Source organism: Streptomyces sp. NPDC051133, from assembly GCF_040682635.1.
Classification (GTDB): Bacteria; Actinomycetota; Actinomycetes; order Streptomycetales; family Streptomycetaceae; genus Streptomyces.
Genome location: NZ_JBFBBK010000003.1, coordinates 293,247 through 310,920 on the forward strand (window position 1 = coordinate 293,247; position 17,674 = coordinate 310,920).

Annotated in this window: 18 protein-coding genes; 4 read left to right on the forward strand and 14 right to left on the reverse strand. The window is 74.2% G+C overall.

Annotation, left to right across the window (positions count from 1 at the left end):
- Positions 1-100: 100 nt before the first annotated feature.
- The gene (locus tag AB0N17_RS05805) at positions 101-463 is read right to left on the reverse strand and encodes a metalloregulator ArsR/SmtB family transcription factor (protein WP_366009866.1); all 363 of its coding nucleotides are present in this window, start codon (positions 461-463) and stop codon (positions 101-103) included.
- Positions 464-746: 283 nt separating this feature from the next.
- Between AB0N17_RS05805 and AB0N17_RS05810 the strand changes: the two genes are divergently transcribed.
- The gene (locus AB0N17_RS05810; protein ID WP_366009868.1) at positions 747-1,157 is read left to right on the forward strand and encodes a hypothetical protein; all 411 of its coding nucleotides are present in this window, start codon (positions 747-749) and stop codon (positions 1,155-1,157) included.
- Between the two features lie 150 nt (positions 1,158-1,307).
- A complete protein-coding gene (locus tag AB0N17_RS05815; RefSeq protein WP_366009869.1) occupies positions 1,308-1,679 on the forward strand; it encodes an STAS domain-containing protein in 372 nt (123 codons plus the stop codon).
- Here the strand turns inward: AB0N17_RS05815 and AB0N17_RS05820 are convergent.
- The 4 genes from AB0N17_RS05820 to AB0N17_RS05835 all read right to left on the reverse strand — a co-directional run bounded on the left by AB0N17_RS05820 (position 1,646) and on the right by AB0N17_RS05835 (position 5,355).
- Positions 1,646-2,374 carry a beta-glucanase gene (locus AB0N17_RS05820; RefSeq protein ID WP_366009870.1) on the reverse strand — a complete coding sequence of 243 codons (729 nt, stop codon included), beginning with the start codon at positions 2,372-2,374 and terminating at the stop codon, positions 1,646-1,648. The genes AB0N17_RS05815 and AB0N17_RS05820 overlap by 34 nt on opposite strands.
- A 271-nt stretch (positions 2,375-2,645) precedes the next feature.
- Entirely contained in the window at positions 2,646-3,248 is a 603-nt protein-coding gene (locus AB0N17_RS05825; protein ID WP_366009871.1) for a hypothetical protein, read from the reverse strand.
- Positions 3,249-3,586: 338 nt separating this feature from the next.
- Positions 3,587-4,321: a TIGR03943 family protein gene (locus AB0N17_RS05830; RefSeq protein ID WP_366009872.1), complete on the reverse strand. Its 735-nt coding sequence runs from the start codon at positions 4,319-4,321 to the stop codon at positions 3,587-3,589.
- Positions 4,318-5,355 carry a permease gene (locus AB0N17_RS05835; RefSeq protein ID WP_366009873.1) on the reverse strand — a complete coding sequence of 346 codons (1,038 nt, stop codon included), beginning with the start codon at positions 5,353-5,355 and terminating at the stop codon, positions 4,318-4,320. Before AB0N17_RS05835 ends, AB0N17_RS05830 begins: the two co-directional genes overlap by 4 nt.
- A 193-nt stretch (positions 5,356-5,548) precedes the next feature.
- Between AB0N17_RS05835 and AB0N17_RS05840 the strand changes: the two genes are divergently transcribed.
- Complete coding sequence (locus AB0N17_RS05840; protein ID WP_366009874.1) at positions 5,549-6,340, forward strand: serine hydrolase; 792 nt, start codon at positions 5,549-5,551, stop codon at positions 6,338-6,340.
- A gap of 104 nt (positions 6,341-6,444) precedes the next feature.
- Here AB0N17_RS05840 and AB0N17_RS05845 read toward each other — a convergent pair whose 3' ends face one another.
- Positions 6,445-8,250: an alkaline phosphatase family protein gene (locus AB0N17_RS05845; protein ID WP_366009875.1), complete on the reverse strand. Its 1,806-nt coding sequence runs from the start codon at positions 8,248-8,250 to the stop codon at positions 6,445-6,447.
- A gap of 278 nt (positions 8,251-8,528) precedes the next feature.
- Between AB0N17_RS05845 and AB0N17_RS05850 the strand changes: the two genes are divergently transcribed.
- A complete protein-coding gene (locus AB0N17_RS05850; RefSeq protein ID WP_366009876.1) occupies positions 8,529-8,942 on the forward strand; it encodes an SRPBCC family protein in 414 nt (137 codons plus the stop codon).
- Positions 8,943-9,136: 194 nt separating this feature from the next.
- Here the strand turns inward: AB0N17_RS05850 and AB0N17_RS05855 are convergent, their stop codons facing one another.
- From AB0N17_RS05855 to AB0N17_RS05890, 8 genes are all read right to left on the reverse strand, one after another.
- Positions 9,137-10,276, reverse strand: coding sequence for a sugar phosphate isomerase/epimerase family protein (locus AB0N17_RS05855; protein ID WP_366009877.1), 1,140 nt, complete (start codon positions 10,274-10,276; stop codon positions 9,137-9,139).
- Positions 10,277-10,288: 12 nt separating this feature from the next.
- Complete coding sequence (locus AB0N17_RS05860; protein WP_366009878.1) at positions 10,289-11,680, reverse strand: nucleotide pyrophosphatase/phosphodiesterase family protein; 1,392 nt, start codon at positions 11,678-11,680, stop codon at positions 10,289-10,291.
- The gene (gene eboE / locus AB0N17_RS05865) at positions 11,677-12,846 is read right to left on the reverse strand and encodes a metabolite traffic protein EboE (RefSeq protein WP_366009879.1); all 1,170 of its coding nucleotides are present in this window, start codon (positions 12,844-12,846) and stop codon (positions 11,677-11,679) included. Before eboE ends, AB0N17_RS05860 begins: the two co-directional genes overlap by 4 nt.
- 3 nt (positions 12,847-12,849) lie before the next feature.
- The gene (locus AB0N17_RS05870; RefSeq protein ID WP_366009880.1) at positions 12,850-13,698 is read right to left on the reverse strand and encodes a TatD family hydrolase; all 849 of its coding nucleotides are present in this window, start codon (positions 13,696-13,698) and stop codon (positions 12,850-12,852) included.
- Positions 13,698-14,297, reverse strand: a complete 600-nt coding sequence (locus AB0N17_RS05875) for an EboA domain-containing protein (RefSeq protein WP_366009933.1) — start codon at positions 14,295-14,297, stop codon at positions 13,698-13,700. Before AB0N17_RS05875 ends, AB0N17_RS05870 begins: the two co-directional genes overlap by 1 nt.
- A gap of 433 nt (positions 14,298-14,730) precedes the next feature.
- The gene (locus AB0N17_RS05880; protein WP_366009881.1) at positions 14,731-15,612 is read right to left on the reverse strand and encodes a sugar phosphate isomerase/epimerase family protein; all 882 of its coding nucleotides are present in this window, start codon (positions 15,610-15,612) and stop codon (positions 14,731-14,733) included.
- On the reverse strand, positions 15,609-16,547 hold the full coding sequence (locus tag AB0N17_RS05885) for an SCO3242 family prenyltransferase (RefSeq protein ID WP_366009882.1): 939 nt from the start codon (positions 16,545-16,547) through the stop codon (positions 15,609-15,611). Before AB0N17_RS05885 ends, AB0N17_RS05880 begins: the two co-directional genes overlap by 4 nt.
- Entirely contained in the window at positions 16,544-17,665 is a 1,122-nt protein-coding gene (locus tag AB0N17_RS05890; RefSeq protein ID WP_366009883.1) for an inositol-3-phosphate synthase, read from the reverse strand. Before AB0N17_RS05890 ends, AB0N17_RS05885 begins: the two co-directional genes overlap by 4 nt.
- Positions 17,666-17,674 lie beyond the last annotated feature (9 nt).

A 17,674-nucleotide genomic window follows, 5' to 3' on the forward strand; every position in this document is an offset into this window, starting at 1 on the left:
AACCGTCGCGGTCACGCGGGGTCGCACGGCAGCGGGAGTCTACGTGGCCCGGCTGAGAACGCAGCCGGGCGTGTTCCGCCCGCCTCGCTCCGGGCGGTGTTCAGCCGCCGACCTCGCGCAGACGGGGGGCCCGGGCGGGGGCGTGCCGGGTGCGGTCGGTCAGCTGACCGACCATCAGACGGACCAGCGTCACGACGTCGGGGTCGCCGATGTAGTACACCTGCCGCCGGCCCTCGCGGCGGGAGCGGACGAGACCGGCGAGCTTGAGCTTCGCCAGGTGCTGGCTGACCGCGGGCAGCGCACCGCCCACCCGGCCGGCGAGGTGCGTGACGTCGCTCTCGCCCTGCGCCAGGGCCCACATCAGATGGAGCCGGGCGGAGGAGGCGAGCAGTCCGAACGCCGCGGCGGCCTCCGCCAGGACCTCGGCGGACGGGTCCTCGAAGCCACCGGCGCTCTCCCTCACGACCCTCTCCCGTCCCGCCCTCGTCACAGCCGACGCACACGCGCCCACCCAGTGTAGGCGGGGTGCGGGGGGCGGATGCCGGCCTCGGCCGCGGCCCGCCCCGAAGAGGGCCGCATGCATCACTTCTGACGGGTCGTGAGGCATTCCGGGCAATTTTCACCTCTATAGGCGAATCGGCGGATGGATGTCCGGGCTCCCTGCGCACTGTGCGGTGTGCTGAGGCACGCGGTCCTGACACCGCCGCGGGGCCGGCCGTGGTTCAGGACAGGGGGGAGCGGGACATATGGGTGTCTTCGTGCTGTGCGCGTGGCTGCTGACCGCGGGCCTCGGCGGGTACCTCGCCACGGTGTGGATCCGGCACGGCGGTCTGCGCCGGCGCACGCCCCGTGTGACACGCCTGCCGCTGTGGCTGGTGCTCGGGCATGTGGCGCTGGCCGTGTCCGGGCTCGGCGCGTGGGCCGCCTATGTGGTGGGCGGGGTGCGCAGCTCGGCCTGGGCGGCCTGCGCGGTCGTGCTGATCGTGGCCGCGTTCGGCTTCATGATGCTGCTGCGCCGGCTGCCGAGTTCCGGGCGGCACTCCCACGGGGACGCCACCGCGGAGCGGCACTTCCCGCTGACCGCGGTGGTCGCCCACGGCATGACGGCGGGCGCCACTGTGCTGCTGGTGGCGCTCGTCACCCTGGGCAAGGTGTGAATCCGCCGCCGGCCGGTCATGTATGGGAGACCCGGAACGCCCACCGGTCGCAGCGATCATGCCGTCGGCACGCATCGTCCGCGTGATCCGGGGCAGCCACCCGGAGAGGGAAGCTCTGGTCAAGGATCGTCGAGCGTTGTCGAGGGACGCGTGGCAGACACGGCAGACACGAACGAATCGGTGGAGCGGCACCGGCTGGGAGTCAGCCACGCCGTCGTCGACGGCGTCACCGTCGTCACGGTGAGCGGTGAGGTGGACCACCACACCTCGGGCGTCCTGCGCCTGGCGCTGACGCCCGCCGATCCCGGGGCGGCGGCACGCACCGTCGCCGACTTCACCGGTGTGACGTTCATGGACTCGAGCGGCATCAACGTCCTCATCGCCGCCCACCAGGCCCACGAGCCGGCCGGCTGGCTGCGCCTGGCGGGGGTACGGCGGTCCGTGCTGCGCACCCTGGAGATCGTCGGCCTCACCACCCTCCTCGACTGCTACCCGAGCGTGCGCGAGGCCCTCGCCTCCTGAGCCCGCACGACGAGACCGCTCACCTCGAACGACATCTCCGCCGTGCCGGCGGCGGGCGCCGGATGGTGGCGGCCCGCGGAGACCGACAGGTTGACGATGAGGTACGCCTGCCAGTCGCGCCCCACGCCCCGGCCGTCCGCGAAGACCCGTGTCCCGTTCACCGACCAGACGACGGAGCGGGCCCCGAACTCGGTGCGCAGGTCGACCCAGGCGCCGGGGCGGACGGCGTTGTCGCGGAAGGCGAATCCGCAGTCGCGGACGTGATTGCCGAACTCCAGCACGTCCGGGTGGTCCGGGTGGTACTCGAACACGTCGATCTCCTGGTCGCCGTCGCGCCAGGTCCAGATCGCCGGCCACGCCCCGAGCTCCCGGGGCAGCCGCACCCGGGCCTCCAGCACGTCTCCCGCCCGGACGGTGAACGCCTCCTCGCTGCCCTCGGTCGTCAGCAGGCCCGTGTTCCACCGGCCGTCCGGCCGCCGGGTGGCCCGGAAGACGCCGGAGCGGGAGTGGTCGGCGTCGGGCACCAGGTAGTCCAGTTTGTCGTCGCCCGGATTGACCGGCCCGCCGTCGGGATACGCCCAGGACCGGCCCGCCACCCACTGCCGCTCGGAACGGAAGTCGGCCGTGAACACGGGCTCGGGCCCGGAGGGCGTGCGCGGGGCCGGGAGACGGTGTCCCGGAGTCGGTTTCTCCATGGCCGATGTCTCACCCGCCCACGCCCGCCCATGCGCCGGCACTCCCGTACGCCGGGGGAAACACCTCTTTCGGGGGAAGGCCGGCCCGCACCGGCTCAGGCACTGGTGGATCGGCTGTTTCCGTGGTGTGCTGGTGGTGACGGGAAGGACCGAGACAGACGCGGAGAAGCGGTCGAGAGCCGTGCACCGCGCAATCCGGATCCGCGAGAAGCGGGTGGCCCTTCCCGTCCTCGTCGCCACGGCGCCTTCGTCGTGCTCGCGGCCGTCGTGGTCAGCCCCTGCCTCCGCTGAAGTTCCCCCAGCGCGGTCCCATCTGCTTCCACTCGGCGTCCCACTCGGCCATGCGCCGCCGGATGAGCCGGCTGCGGACCACCCACCCGGCGCACCAGACCGCCGCTCCGGCCGACGGGGCGACGAGGACGCCGGTGAGGGCCGACTGCAGCGCGGCCGCGGATCCGGTGACCGGGGCGGACACCACCCGGTCGGCTCGGTTCGCCCACACCGTCACCCGGCTTCCGGCGGGGTCGCCCGGCGGGACCTTCGCGCGGTCGGTGTGCACCGAGCCGTCCGCGTCCGTCCAGCGGACGGTGGCCCACACCCGTCCGTCGTCGTAACCGCTCCCGGTGGCCTGGGTCCTCGCCGCGTCGTCGGTGACGACCGCGGCCACGGCGTGCACCTGGGCCCGTCGCGCGGAGAAGGCCGCGTCGGCGGACTGGGCGGCCGCGAGGCCCGCGAGAACGCCGCCGAGCACCGCGAACACCCAGGTCGCCAGGACGATCCAGGCTTCGACGACATCGCTGTGCCGCCTCAGCGGATTGCGCCGCCACCGCCACAGGCGCACCCGGGTGACCGTCGTGGGAGGTGTCCGGGTCATCGTCACCGCCTCCTCTCGTGCGCCGGCGGCCTCGCCGCAGCGCGCGGGCCCGCTCGACGTCCGGCGGGCCCGGCCGGGACCGGGTACCCGGAGCGGCCGCCGCCGCGCACTCCCCGTCCTCCGCGCCCGGCGCGGGCCCCGCGCCGGGCGGGCGGCGAGCGGCGCCGGCCCGGTCTCCCGGCCCGGCCGTCGGGCGTCACCACACCATCGTGCACCTCAATCGGGCATGTGGCCGGGTGGAGCCGGAAGAGACCGTACGACGACCCCGCTCCGGGCCCTCCGGGGGCGTGCCGGACCGGCCCGTGGACGCGGGCCGCAGCACTGTACGGGCGCGCCGTCTAGGAGGGCGTGAGGGGCAGATCGTCGGTGAACGCGTTCACCGGCTGGGCGATCTCCTGGGTCGCCGTGACATCGAGCGCCGCCTCGGCGCTCCTCGTCCCGAGGGTGCCCCGGGGGTGCCAGGTGCCGGTCACCGCGAGCCAGGTGTCGGCGGGCGGCGCCTCGGTGCCGTACATGCGCACCTTGACGGTCTGCGAGTCCGCCGCGCAGCAGGTGAAGATGATGCGGGTCAGGTACCAGCCGTCGTCCTGCGCGTCGGGGGTGACGAAGCCGGTCAGCTTGACGGTGCGGCTCCTCACGGCCCGGCTGCGGTCCTGCTGGACCCGCTTGGTGAAGTCCGTGAGGGTCAGCGGCACGGGGGAGGTCGCGGGCAGGGGGTCGAAGCCCTTCTGCACGGTGACCGGTTTGCTGTTCGAGCGGGCCGCGGTGTACGCGCCCAGGGCGGGCGGGGCGTACAGGAGCAGGCTCAGCGCCGGCAGGAACAGCAGCCAGGCGATGCGCGGGGTGCGGGAGTGGCCGTGATCGTGTCCGTGGCCGCCGTGGGCCGCGTCGTCGTGCCCGTCCCGGCTCGCCGCCGCCGCGAGGCCGAGCAGCAGCAGGACCACCCCGGAGGCGATCAGGAGGGGGCGCAGTCCGGCCTTCACGTAGCGCAGGTAGGTGTCGGTGAACAGGGCCGTGTGCAGCAGGCCGAGGCCGGTCAGCGTGAGGAGCAGGGTCTGCACCGGGCGTTTCACAGCAGCGCGCCTCCGATCACGACGCTCGCGGTGACCGCCACGACGGTGGTCGCCGTGGAGAACCGCCAGGCGAAGGCCCGGCCGAAGGTGCCCGCCTGAAGGGCGATCAGCTTCAGGTCGACCATGGGGCCGACCACCATGAACGCGAGCCGGGCGGTCGGCGAGAAGCCGGTGAGCGAGGCGGCGACGAAGGCGTCGGCCTCCGAGCAGACCGCGAGCACCACGGCGAGGGCGGCGAGGAAGAGCACCGACAGCCAGGGTGAGCCGGAGAAGGTGTCGAGGACGGAGCGCGGCACGGTGACGTTGAAGGTGGCGGCCGCCATGGCGCCGAGCACCAGGAATCCGCCGGCCTGCAGGAAGTCGTGCTGGAAGCCGAGCCGGAACTCGCGCAGGCGGCTGTACCCGTGCCGGTGCCCGGTGTGGCCCTGCCGCAGCACGGGCCGCAGCCAGGTCTCCTTGCCCAGCCAGAGCCACAGCCAGCCCATCACGGCCGCGGTGGCGAGCGAGGCGAGCAGCCGGGCGGCGATCATCGCGGGGTTGCCGGGGAAGGCCACGGCCGTGGCGGTGAGGACGACGGGGTTGACGGCCGGCGCGGAGAGCAGGAAGGCGAACGCGGCGGCGGGGGTGACGCCGCGCCGGATCAGGCTGTGCGCGACGGGCACGGAGGCGCACTCGCAGCCGGGCAGGACCGCGCCGGCGACGCCCGCGATCGGCACCGCCAGGGCGGCCCGCCTGGGCAGCACCCTGGTGAAGAGGTCGGCCGGTACGAAGGCGTTGATGGCGCCGGACAGGACGGTGCCCAGCAGGAGGAACGGGAGCGCCTGGACGGTGATGGCCAGACAGACGGTGCGCCAGGCCTGCACGGCCGGCCGGTCCAGCCAGGGTGTGCCCGTGAGCAGGAGGACGGCCGCGGCGAGGGCCGCGATCGCGAGGGCGGCGCCGAGCCGCCGCGGCCGGACGCGGCGCGCGGGCGGACCGACGGGGACGACCGCCACACCCTCGGCCACACCCACCCATTCATCCGTTTTTTCCATCATCGCTCCGGATGTCGGTGTCTGGCCGACGATAAGCGAGGCCGGTGGCCCCTCCGCGCGTACACGCCGCCGCTCGGGCCACGCTTGGACCTAATGCGCCCCAACGGTGGCTCTTCTCACAAATCGCCCGGAACGGGCACCGAAGTGACGGCGGCCACGTCGCAGGGCGCACGTTTTGTTTACGTTCGTGGCCATGTCGTCGCTCCACCTCTCCCCCACCGCATGCGCCAGGGCCGGCGCCCTCCTCGCCTCGGCCGCGGTCCTCTGCTCCGTCGGCGCCCCGCGCCCGGCCGCCGCGGCCGCCCCGGCCGCCGCGCCGTCGGCCCATGCCACCTCGGCCGTCCTCGACCTCGAAGGCAAGGGCCGCACCCCCGTGATCCACGGCGGGGACAGCGCGTACGACACCGCCAGCATCGTCAAGGTCGACATCCTCGCGGCGCTGCTGCTGCGGGCGCAGGACGCGAAACGGCAGCTCACCGCCGAGGAGCGCGGTCACGCCAAGCCGATGATCGAGCGCAGCGACAACGCGGCGGCGAACGCCCTGTGGCGGGAGATCGGCCAGGCCTCCGGGCTGGCGGCGGCGAACAAGCGGCTGGGGCTGACCTCCACGAAGGGCGGGCCCGGCGCCAAGTGGGGGCTGACGCGGACGACCGCGAGCGACCAGATACGGCTGCTGCGGAACGTCTTCGACACGGGCGGGAAGGCCCTGAACGCGCAGTCCCGGAACTACCTCCGCTCCCTGATGGGCAAGGTGGTGCCCGAGCAGTCCTGGGGCGTCTCCGCGATCGGCGCCGACGGTGCCCCGCGGGCGCTGAAGAACGGCTGGCTGCAGCGCAACACGTCAGGCCTCTGGGACGTCAACAGCGTCGGCCAGGTCACCGTGAAGGGCCACCGCTACCTCGTCGCGGTCCTGTCGAACGGCAGCGCCAACATGAGCGACGGAATCTCCCTGGTCGAGCGGACGGCACGCCAGGCCATGGCCTGACGGAAGCGGGGCCGCCGTCCACCGCGAGCCGTCCCGCACGGCCGCCGCCCACGGCCCGTGACACCCGCGCCGCGCTCGGGGCGGGGCGGGTGTCACGGCACCGGTCAGCCCACGGTCAGGGAGAACGGCCCGGCCAGGACCGCGTAGCCGTCGTCGGCGAGGTAGTACACGTCGTACGTGCCCGCGCCCTTCAGCTTGCCGGTGGAGAAGGTCAGGGCGCCCGCGGCGTTCGGGGCGTAGGCCCAGGTGAGCGAGGACTGGCTGCCGGGCGTGGCGCCGGCCGGGTAGATGCCGATCCAGTTCTTGGCGTGGACCTGTGCGGCCGACGGCACCGCGTAGCGGAGGGTGACGTTGCCGCCGTTCAGGACCGCGTTCAGGTCACCGGTGAGGGTCGGCGTCGTGGCGGTGGACGGCTTGAACGCCTCGTTGAGCGGTGTCGCGTAGGTGTCGTTGGCGGTGAGGCCGGGCAGACCGAGGGCGGCCTCGACGGTGCGGGCTATGCCGTAGTGGTCGTAGTGGCCCGGGCTGCTGGTCCCGGCCGGGACGGTGCCCTGGGAGCCGAGCACCGTGGTGACCACGTGGTTGTAGGCCTCGCCCTGGCTCTCGTCCCAGGTCAGGACGAGCAGCGAGCGCCCCTGTGTCCAGGCCGGGGAGGACAGGACGGGGGCGAGGGTCTGCTTCAGCCAGCCGTCCTGGGTCTTCAGGCTGGTCGCGTTGCCGTTTCCGGAGGCCTCGCCGTCGTAGTAGTCGTCGGCGGCGATCCAGGAGAAGGCGGGGGTGGTCGCGGCCGACTTCAGGTCGGTGGTCAGCTGGGTGGTGTCGAAGAGGTGGGCGGCGCAGCGGGCGGCGTTGCCGCTGATGTCCGTGTAGTTGATGAAGGGCGCGTCGTCGGGCTCGTAGTAACTGTCGTTGTTGTTCTTGGTGTTGCAGGGCGTGCCCATCCCCTGCTCGTAGGCCTTCCAGGTCTTCCCGGCGGCCTCCAGCGTGTCACCGAGGTTGCGCTGCGGGGAGTTGATGTTCGGGAAGTAGGTGGCGCCCTTGGCGTAGGTGTCGCCGCCGGCGATGGCGAGGTAGTTCTCGTCGCTGGGGTGGTAGACGCCGTGGTGGTCGGTGAGCGTGGCACCCTGGGACATCAGCGTGTGCATGTAGGGCGTGTCGGCCGGGTCGTTCATGACCTCGGAGTAGTCGGTGTTCTCCATCATGACCATGAACACGTGCTCGTAGCCCGGGACCCTGGAGACGGGCGGGGCGAGGGGCGCGGGGGCGGTGACCGGGGTGTCCAGGGTGAGGGAGAGGTTGTCGAGGTAGCCGGCCTCGTGGTTCGTGGCGAGGAACTGCACCTCGACCTGGATGGACCGGGTACCCGCGGGGACCGCGCCGGTGGTCTCGCGCGAGAGGAACTTGGTGGCCAGGCCCCGGTCGCTCGCGGACACGGTCGGCAGCGCGGCCGCGGCGCCGAGGGGACGGCCGTGTCCGTCGTGGAAGTGCAGGCCGACCGCGACGTACCCGCTGTACGAGGCCCAGCCGCCGAGCCAGCCGGAGAGGTCGTAGTGCACCGCGCCGCCGTCGACGGCCGTGGCGGCCGAGGAGACGTCGACGGTCTGGCTCATCGAGCCGTCGCCGAAGTTGCCGGGGCCGAAGAAGGCCTTGCCGGGCGTCCGGCCGTCGCCGGGCAGGCCGAAGGAGGCGACGCTGTGGCACATGACGTCCGGGCCGCCGGCCTCGGTGGTCCAGCCGGGCACGGTGTCGGCCGCCGCCCAGTCGTCGGTGCAGTAGCCGCCGCCTTCCGCGTCGCCGTCGACGATCAGGTTGCCGCTGCCGCCGGCCGCCTGGGCAGGGGCGGGAGCGGCGACGATCAGTGCGCCGAGGAGGGCGAGGAGCCCGCCGAGGGATCTCCAGCGCAGTCGCATGTGTGTACCTCGTCCCGTTGGTGAGGATGCCGTACGACGTACCGGCCGCACGGCCTGACTGTGCACAACGAACGGGACATGAGTACGGGAGCCCGCTGTCGAGTGGAAGAACCAAGACCAAACTTGACCAGACAAGTTCGGGGCGCCCGGGGTCGGTGGGGACGGCGAGGAAGTGACCGCCCGCGCTTTTCGGCCGCCGTGGACGGGGCACGCGGTCGGGGTGGCAGGTTCCGACACACGGTCGGAGCTCGACGGCCGACCGGAGGGGCGGTATCACGATGACCGAGTACGAACGCTCCCGCACGATGCCCGCACAGCCCGAGCAGGTCTTCGACCAGGCGGCGAACGTCTCCCAGCTCGACGCCTGGCTCCCGGACGAGCTGCACGTGCACGCTGTGGACCCGCCGGCGGTGACCGTGCACGAGGACCGCTCCGGCGATGACACCCCCGCCCTGCTGCGCGCCCAGCCGGACCAGATGCGGCTGGAGTGGGGCACCCGGGAGCAGGGCAGCTACACCGGCTGGCTCCAGGTGGCGGGCATCGGCAGCGGCGCCAGCGAGGTCACCGTGCACCTGTCGTTCTTCGAGGGCGGCCACGATCCGGGCGAGAAGGCGGTGTCCGACGCCCTCGACGGCAGTCTGCGGCGCCTGGAGGAGCAGGTGCGGATGCGCGTGGAGCACACGGCCGGCTGAGACGCCGCGTCCGGTCGACCGGTGCGGGAAGGCCGGGCGCGTGGGGAACTCCGCCGTGGCCCCGAGGGCGAGCGGCCGGAGAAACGACCGGATCGCCGCAGGGGCTCCCCGCCGTCGCCGGGGAGCCCCTGGGCCGTGTGGTGCGGCTGGGCCCTCTCCTTCGGATCTTGCCGGCCTGATCCGAAGGAAAGGCCCTAACGGCGCAGGGCCGCCAGGTTGCGGTAGCCGATCGCCGCGTGTGCCAGGGACTGGCCCGGGTCGGTGGCGCTCGGGGCGTTGTCCTGCTCGACCATCGGGTTGTGGTAGTTGCGGTGGCCCACGCGGGAGAAGAACGTCCGGTAGTCGATGACCCCCGTGCCGAACGGGACCATGTCGTAGCCCATCCCGTTCGTCGTGTTGACGACCCCGTCCTTGGCGTGGAAGAGCGGGTAGCGCTTGTCGTGGCGGGTCACCAGACCGGCCGGGTCGAAGACGTCCGTCCGCGTCGAGCCGTCGTGGGCGGTGTAGGTGCGGAACTTGTACTGGGCCACGTGCGCCCAGAAGATGTCCATCTCCAGCCAGACCAGCTTCGGGTCGGTGATGGAGAGGAAGTACTCCAGTTTGCGGATGCCGGAGCTGCGGGTCGGCCGACCCTGGGCGTCGAGCGGGCCGCCGTCCAGGAGGAAGCCGTACGCGGCGTCGTGGTTGTGGGTGTACAGCTTGAGGCCGGCGCGGCGGGCCAGCTCGCCGAGGGCGTGCCACTTGTCGGCGGCCACGTCCCAGTCCGCCTGGTAGGCGCTGCCGGTGGGGTCGCCGCCGGTGCCCACGTGGGCCATGCCGAGGATGTTGGCGATCTCCAGGTGCTTCTTGAAGGTGTCCAGGTCCGAGGGGGTCAGCGGCCAGGAACCCGGGATGAAGCCGTGGTTGCCCTGGGCGCGCAGCCCGTACTCGTCGAGCCAGCGGCGCAGCAGCTTGGCGCCCTCGACGGACTCCAGGTTCGCCCCGCCGGGCGCGTTGGCGTGCTGGCCGTAGCCGGCGAACTCGACCTGCTGGTAGCCGAACCGGGCGAGCTGTTCGAACACGGCGCGGAAGCCGGACGGCAGGGACGTGGACAGCGGGTCGCGGCCCGTGGCGTCACGGACGGTGTAGAGGATGATGCCGCGCTTGTCGGCGGGGACGAGGGCCTGCCCCTCGCCGTCGCCGGTCGCCCGTGGCGCGGCCTGGACGGGGCTCGCGAGGAACGCGGGCGCGGCGATCGCACCCGCCGCGACGGCGGTGCAGGTGCTCAGGAAGCGGCGGCGGCCGATGCCGAGGCTGCGGCGCAGCTGGTCGTCGGAGTCATGCGTGATGGTCACGGGTGCCTTCCTTCACAGGTGGTCGGTGCTGAGACCGGCGAGGTGGAGCAGGAGCGGTTTCACGTCGGTGGCCGCGATGCGGTCGCCGACGGCGCGGGGGGTGGAGCACAGGAGGAGCGGACCGTCGTCGTCGCTCGTGGGGAGGCGGCCGTGGCTGCCGCGGACGGGTGAGGCGTCGAGGGGCACGACGGCCATGCGGTAGCGCAGGCCGAGCTTCTTGCGGGCGAGCGCGGTGGCCGCCTTGACCTTGACGTAGGGGTCGTGGGGGTCCATGAACAGCTCGACCGGGTCGTATCCGGGCTTGCGGTGGATCTCCACGAGCCGTGCGAAGTCGGGGGCGCGGGCGTCGTCGAGCCAGTAGTAGTAGGTGAACCAGGCGTCGGGTTCCGCGACGGCGACCAGTTCCCCGGCGCGCGGGTGGTCCAGGTGGTGGGCCTTCTTGCCCTCGTCGTCGAGGAGCCGCTCGACGCCGGGCAGGCCGTCGAGGGCGGCCCGGGTGGCCGCCAGGTCCTCGGGCCTGCGGACGTACACGTGGGCGATCTGGTGGTCGGCGACGGCGAAGGCGCGGGACGCCATGGGGTCCAGGTACTCCATGCCGTCCTGGGTGTGGACCTCCAGCAGGCCCGCACGGCGCAGGGCGCGGTTGATGTCGACGGGCCTGCTGACGCGGGTGATGCCGTACTCGGACAGGGCGACGACGGTACGGCCCTGCGCGCGGGCGTCGTCGAGCAGCGGGGCCAGCGCCGCGTCCAGGTCGCGGGCGGCCTTCAGGGAGCGCGGGTCGTCGGGGCCGTAGCGCTGGAGGTCGTAGTCGAGGTGCGGGAGGTAGCACAGCGCGAGGTCGGGGTGGCGGGTGCGCAGGATGTGCCGGGTGGCGTCGATGATCCACTGGCTGGAGACCAGGTCGGCGCCCGGTCCCCAGAAGCGGAAGAGGGGGAACGTGCCGAGCTGTGCGGTGAGTTCGTCGTGCAGGGCGGGTGGCCGGGTGTAGCAGTCGGGTTCCTTGCGGCCGTCCGCGTAGTAGACGGGGCGCGGGGTGACGGTGATGTCGGTGTCGGCGCCCATGGCGTACCACCAGCAGATGTTGGCGACCGTGTAGCCGGGGTGGGCGCGGCGGGCCGCGTCCCAGATCCTGTCCCCGGCGACGAGGCCGTTGTGCTGGCGCCACAGCAGGACGTCGCCCAGCTCGCGGAAGTACCAGCCGTTGCCGACGATGCCGTGTTCGTCGGGGAGCGTGCCGGTGAGGAAGGTGGACTGGGCGGCGCAGGTGACGGCGGGCAGGACGGTGCCGAGGTGGGCGCGGGAGCCGGCGTCGGCGAGCGCCCCGAGGTGCGGCATGTGGGCGAGGAGCCGGGGGGTGAGCCCGACGACGTCCAGGACCAGCAGCGGGTTGGGGGCGGTCACGGCAGCTCCTTGAGGCCGAGGTCGGTCAGCAGGTCGCGGGCGAGGGCGAGTTCGGCGGCGATGCCGTCGGCGAGCCGGTCCCGGCCGCGGGGGCGCAGACCGGGCGGGAGGGCCTGCCAGGTGTACGTCTCCACCTCCAGGTGACGGGTGAGGGGGCGGGGCCCGCCGACGAGGCGGGTGAGAGCGGCCCGCAGCACCGGAAGGGTGGCGGTCAGCGGCCCGTCGGGGTCCGCGTGCAGCGGGACGTGGAAGTGGGCGCGCCACGGCGCGGTCGCGGGGAGGGCGTCGCCGGCCAGGGCCTCGGGCAGGTCGTCGGTGCCCCGCAGGCCGGCGGGCGTGGGGGTGCGGGTCTGGTGCAGGAAGCGGGGCTCGGCGAAGGCGGCGAGGGCGTCGCGGACCTCGGGCCGGGCGGGGTGGTCGGCGTGCAGGGCGGCCGACAGCTGGGACTTCACGACGGGGATCCGTGCGGCGGCGAGGGCGTCGAGGGCCGTCCGCGGGTCCTCGAAGGAGGTGGCGAGGTGGCAGGTGTCCACGCAGACACCGATGCGGGGGTGGGCGACGGCGGTGAGCGGGGCCAGGGCGTCGTGGGTGGTCTCCACCGTGCAGCCGGGCTCGGGTTCGAGGCCGACGGCGATCGAGCGGCCGGTCAGCTCCGCCAGCGCGTCCAGACGGGCGCCGAGGGTGCGCAGGGCCGCACGGCCCGTGCGGGCGCGGTCGGCGGTCCAGGTGGTGCGCCAGCCGAGCGGCAGGGTGGAGACGCTGCCCTCGGTGACGTCGTCGGGCAGCAGCGCGGCGAGGATCCGGGCCAGGGAGGTGGTGTACTCCAGGCGCTCGGGGTCCGCCCAGTCCGGCTTGTAGACGCGGTATTTGACCTTCCCGGAGCCGAAACCCGCGTAGGGGAAGCCGTTGAGGGTCACGACCTCCAGGCCGCGCCGGTCGAGTTCGCCGCGCAGGGTGCGCAGCGCCGAAGGGTCGGCGTCCACGGCGCGGGCGGCGTCGTGGGCGAGCCACAGGCCGATGCCGAGGCGGTCGCGGCCGAGCCGGCGCCGTACCGGTTCGCAGTGGTCGCGCAGTTGGGCGAGGACGCCGTCGAGGGTCTCGGCGGGGTGGACGTTGGTGCAGTAGGCGAGGTGGACGGTCGTGCCGTCCGGGTGCCGCAAGCGCATCGCTCACTCCCCGCCGCGGGCGAGGGAGTTGCCCTCGTGGGTGGCCTCGGGCGGCGCGACCTCCAGGTCCAGACGTCCGCTGAGTCCGTAGAAGGCGACCGGGTTGCGCCACAGGACCCGGTCCACGTCGTCCTCGCCGAAGCCCTCCGCCAGCATCAGGTCGGCCACGCGGCGGGTCTTGAGCGGGTCGCTGTGGCCCCAGTCGGCGGCGGAGTTGACGAGCACCTTCTCGGGTCCGTACGTGCGCAGGATGCCCACCATCCGCCGCTCGTCCATCTTGGTGTCGGGGTAGACGGAGAAGCCCAGCCAGCAGCCGCTGTCCTTGGCCTCCTCGGCGGTCGTCTCGTTGAGGTGGTCGACGAGGACCCGGTCCATGGGCAGGGCCGACTCGCGGACGACGTCGAGGGTGCGGCGCAGGCCCGCGAGCTTGTCGCGGTGCGGGGTGTGCACGAGGGCGGGCAGACCGTGCTCGGCCGCCAGTTCGAGCTGGACCGCGAGGGCCTTGTCCTCGGCGGGCGTCATCGAGTCGTAGCCGATCTCGCCGACCGCCACGACCTGGTCCTTGACGAGGTAGCGGGGCAGTTCGTCCAGGACGGGCGCACAGCGCGGGTCGTTGGCCTCCTTGGGGTTGAGCGCGAGCGTGCAGTGGTGGGCGATGCCGTGCTGGGCGGCGCGGAACGGCTCCCAACCGAGCAGGGAGTCGAAGTAGTCGAGGAAGGAGGCGGGCGAGGTGCGGGGCTGGCCGAGCCAGAAGGACGGTTCCACCAGGGCGCGGATGCCGGCCGCGCGCATGGCCCGGTAGTCGTCGGTGGTCCGGGACGTCATGTGGATGTGGGGGTCGAACAGGCGCATCAGGACTCCTCGCTGGTCTCCGCGCCGGCCAGGGCCAGCACGCGGTACAGGCCGCTGGGGACGGGGCGGTCGGCCGCGGTGCGCTCGGCCGCGAAGTCGGCGAGCATCCGGGCGAGTTCGGCGTCCGCGGGGGCGCGCTCGGTGAGGGCGGCCACCGCGTCCACGGGGACGCCGGTGAACAGGCATTTGAGGACGGCGTGCCGCCAGGCGTGGGCGTCCAGGTGGCGGCCCGCGTAGGGCCCCACGGCGGCGGCGATCAGCCGGGTGTCGTTGGTGCGCAGGGCGTCCTCCACCAGGGGGAGCGCGTCCGGGCCGGGCACGAGGTGGGGCAGGGCCAGCAGCACGGCCCGGCGTTCGGCGGCGGTGCCCTGCCGGTAGACGCGGGTGAGGGCGGCGGTGTCGGCGCGGGCCGCGTGCAGGATCAGCACGCGGGCGGCGTCGGCGTGCCGGCTGCCGCAGCGGCGCCCGGCCTCCGCCAGCCGCAGCTCCCAGGCGGAGATCGGCCCGTGCCCGCCGGGGTGGTCGGCGGCCTCGGCCAGGGCCTTGCGGCACCACTCCCGGGCGGCCGGATCGGGGTGCGCGTCGAGGTGGTCACGCAGTGCGCCGAGGGACGGCGCCGCTGCGGCGGTCGAGTCGGTCACGGGGTGCTCCCTTCGGTCACGGCGACGGGGACGGCGTGGGCGGCACGGCGGAGGAACGGCGGCGGGGCCCCGGCGGGACGGGGAGTCACGGCGCGCTCCCCTCCGGTACGGCCACGGGAGCGGGCCTGGGCGGCACGGCCGAGGAACGGCGGCGGGGCCCCGGCGGGACGGGGAGTCACGGCGCGCTCCCCTCCGAACGGGCCGAGCGGGCCGGCGGCTCGGCCCCGGTGAAGTGACCTCACGACGCACTCCCCTCCGGTACGGCCGAGGGGGCGGGCGGCGGCGGCGCGACGCACGAACGCCGCTGTGGCCCCGGCGGGACGGGGAGTCACGGCGCGCTCCCCTCCGAACGGGCCGAGCGGGCCGGCGGCGCGGCCCCGGTGGAGTGACCTCACGACGCGCTCCCCTCCGGTACGGCCGAGGGGCGGGCGGCGGTGGCGCGACGCAGGAACGGCAGGGAGGTCGCCGCGTGGTGGGGACCGGCGTGGGAGTGGCGGGGCAGTTCCACGACCGTCAGGCCCTGGTAGCCGGTGGCGGCGAGGGCCGCGAGGACGGGCGGGAAGTCGATCTCGCCCTCGCCGAACGGGAGGTGCTCGTGGACCCCGCGCCGCATGTCCTCGATCTGGACGTGCCGCAGCCAGGGTGCGGCCTCGCGTACGCAGTCCTCGGGCGGCAGCGGCTCCAGGCACTGGCAGTGGCCGATGTCGAGGGTGAGGCCGAGGGCGGGCGGGTCGTCGAGCAGGCGGCGCAGGTGGTGGAAGCCGGCGAGCGACTCCACCAGGTGGCCGGGCTCGGGTTCGATGGCGAGGGGGACACCGGCGCTGCCCGCGGCCTTGAGCACGACATCGAGCGACGCGGCGAGCCGCTGCCATGCCGTGCCCGGCTCGCGCACCGTCGGCGGAACGATTCCGCTGAAGCAGTGCACGGCCTGCGCCCCGAGGTCCGCCGCCACCCGCACCGCCCGCAGCAGCAGGTCCACCCGGCGGGCCCGGGCCTCCGGATCCGGGTCGAGCAGGGACGGCCCGTGCTTGCGGCGCGGGTCCAGGACGTAGCGGGCCCCGGTCTCCACCGTCACGCCGAGGCCCAGCTCGGCCAGCCGCTGGGAGACCCGGCGGGTGCGCTCGGCGAGGCCGGGGGCGAACGGGTCGAGGTGCATGTGGTCGAGGGTCAGGCCGACGCCGTCGTAGCCGAGGTCGGCGAGCAGGGCGAGGGCGTCGCCCAGCCGGAGATCGGTGAGGCCGTTGGTGCCGTAGCCGAAGCGGAGGGCGGTCATGTGACGCTCACCTTCTTCGAGAAGCGCGCCGCGAGCGGGGCGAGCGCGGCGGTGCACAGCGCGGCGACGGGGGCCCCGGCCCTTGCGCAGAGGGCGGCCTGGAGGGGGATGGTCGCGCGGATGCCGCCGCCGACGGCTCGCTGGGTGAGCGGGGGTGACGGGTTGAGCGCGGCATGCAGGTAGGGACGGGCGGCCAGGGCCGTGTAGGCGGCGGTGAGCACGGTGCCGGTCAGGTGGCGGCGGGGGGTACGGCTCGCGCGTGACCGGGCGGCGGTGCAGCCCGGCGGGCCGGGGGTGGGTACGGCACCCCGGCCCGCCGGGAGTCCGTGGGACAGCAGGAGGCCGAGCGCGCCCGTCGTCGCCAGTGCGGCGAGCGGTGGCAGTGCGGCTCCGCCGGTCGTCTCGTGCCGGGAGACCGCCGTGAGCGCCAGGGTGTGCGTGCTCAGCAGCGCCGCGGAGGGCAGGGCCCGGCGGACCGTGCCCGGCGCCCGCCGGGTGGCCGCGGCACCGAGCAGGAGGTCCAGGCCGCGGGCCGCCGCCATCGCGGCGGGGCCCGCGGGGGTGTGCTTGAGGGCCAGGTCGTACGCCCACACGGTCGCCGCGAGCGGGGTCGCGACGGCGAGCGCGGGGCGGCCGGCCCGGGCGGCGAGGACCAGACCGGCCGCGGTGAGCGCACCGGCCGCGGCGAGCGCCGCCGTGGGGCGGACGCGTCCTGAGGGCAGGGGCCGGTGCGGGCGCTCGACGGCGTCCTCCTCCCGGTCGGCCCAGTCGTTGAGGGCCATGCCCGCCTCGTAGAGGCAGAGGGAGGAGCCGGCCGCCAGCAGGGTGCGAGGTCCCGGGCCGCCCGGCACCGCCGCCGCCCCGGCCAGCACGTCGCCGGGCACGGTGAACAGGGCGGGCAGGCGCAGCAGTTCGGCCCAGGCGCGCCCGTTCACGCCGCCTCCCGCAGTCGCTGGCCGAACCGCAGGAGCGCCGCGTACTGCTCCCCGAGCGCGGAGGGCCCCACGCCCACCGGGTCCTTGAAGTAGAAGCCCAGCTCGGTCAGCGGTCCGCCGATGCCCGCCTCCTGGGCGCGCAGGGTCAGGCGGGCCAGGTCCAGGACCAGGGGCGCCGCCAGGGCCGAGTCGCAGCCCTGCCAGATGGTCTGCAGGACCATGCGGGTGCCGAGGAAGCCGTCGAAGGCGACGTGGTCCCATGCGGTCTTCCAGTCGCCGAGCGCCGGTACGTCGTCGATGTGGACCTCGCCCTCGGGGCTCCTGCCGAGGGTGTCGGCGAGGACACGTTCCTTGCCGGCGTTCTTCGCGGCGGCCGCCGCCGGATCGGCCAGCGCCGCACCGTCGCCGCCGCCCAGCAGATTGGTGCCGGACCAGGCGCGCACGTCCAGCGCCCGCTGCGCGAACATCGGTCCGAGGACCGAACGCAGCAGCGTCTGACCGGTCTTGCCGTCCCGTCCGGCGTACGGCACCCCGCTCGCCGCGGCCGGCGCGGCCAGCGCCGGGTGGTGCAGTCCCGTCGACGGGGTGAAGTTGACGTAACCGCAGCCCGCGCGCAGGGCCGCCGCCGCGTACAGCGAACTCGGCGGCAGCGCCGTGCCGTCGGCGGCCGGTTCGGTGGAGGCCAGGTTCACCACGACGGCGCGCTCCAGTCCGCCACGCCGTACGAAGTCCTGGATGTCGGCGGTGAAGGCGGTGATCAGCTCCTCGGTGCTCCGGGTGTCGCCCGGGGCCGGGCCGCCCGGCCGTATCTCCGCGTCCGCCGCGCCGAGTTCGGCCGCCACGGCCGTCGGCAGGCCGTGCGGCAGCACACCGCCCGCGGCGAGTTGCTCCGCCCGTTTGGGCAGCGGGCAGTCGACCGTGTCGTGGCCGCCGAAGACCAGTGACCCGAGGGCGGGCAGGCCGCTGTCGGCGAACGGGGGCGTCTCGGTGAGAGTGCCGGTGGGCGGGTGCAGGCCCGCCGCCACGGCGGCGCAGCCGGCCACCGCGGTGGTGGCGACGGAGCCGCGGGCACCGATCAGCCACACGCCCACACGGGCTCGGGGAAGGGACGCGGACATGGGCAGCCT

Coding starts and splice junctions, on each gene's coding strand:
- AB0N17_RS05810 (WP_366009868.1), top strand. CDS start 747: ATGGGTGTCTTCGTGCTGTGCGCGTGGCTGCTGACCGCGGGCCTCGGC.
- AB0N17_RS05820 (WP_366009870.1), bottom strand. CDS start 2,374: ATGGAGAAACCGACTCCGGGACACCGTCTCCCGGCCCCGCGCACGCCC.
- AB0N17_RS05825 (WP_366009871.1), bottom strand. CDS start 3,248: ATGACCCGGACACCTCCCACGACGGTCACCCGGGTGCGCCTGTGGCGG.
- AB0N17_RS05835 (WP_366009873.1), bottom strand. CDS start 5,355: ATGGAAAAAACGGATGAATGGGTGGGTGTGGCCGAGGGTGTGGCGGTC.
- AB0N17_RS05840 (WP_366009874.1), top strand. CDS start 5,549: ATGTCGTCGCTCCACCTCTCCCCCACCGCATGCGCCAGGGCCGGCGCC.
- AB0N17_RS05845 (WP_366009875.1), bottom strand. CDS start 8,250: ATGCGACTGCGCTGGAGATCCCTCGGCGGGCTCCTCGCCCTCCTCGGC.
- AB0N17_RS05850 (WP_366009876.1), top strand. CDS start 8,529: ATGACCGAGTACGAACGCTCCCGCACGATGCCCGCACAGCCCGAGCAG.
- eboE (WP_366009879.1), bottom strand. CDS start 12,846: ATGCGCTTGCGGCACCCGGACGGCACGACCGTCCACCTCGCCTACTGC.
- AB0N17_RS05870 (WP_366009880.1), bottom strand. CDS start 13,698: ATGCGCCTGTTCGACCCCCACATCCACATGACGTCCCGGACCACCGAC.
- AB0N17_RS05880 (WP_366009881.1), bottom strand. CDS start 15,612: ATGACCGCCCTCCGCTTCGGCTACGGCACCAACGGCCTCACCGATCTC.
- AB0N17_RS05890 (WP_366009883.1), bottom strand. CDS start 17,665: ATGTCCGCGTCCCTTCCCCGAGCCCGTGTGGGCGTGTGGCTGATCGGT.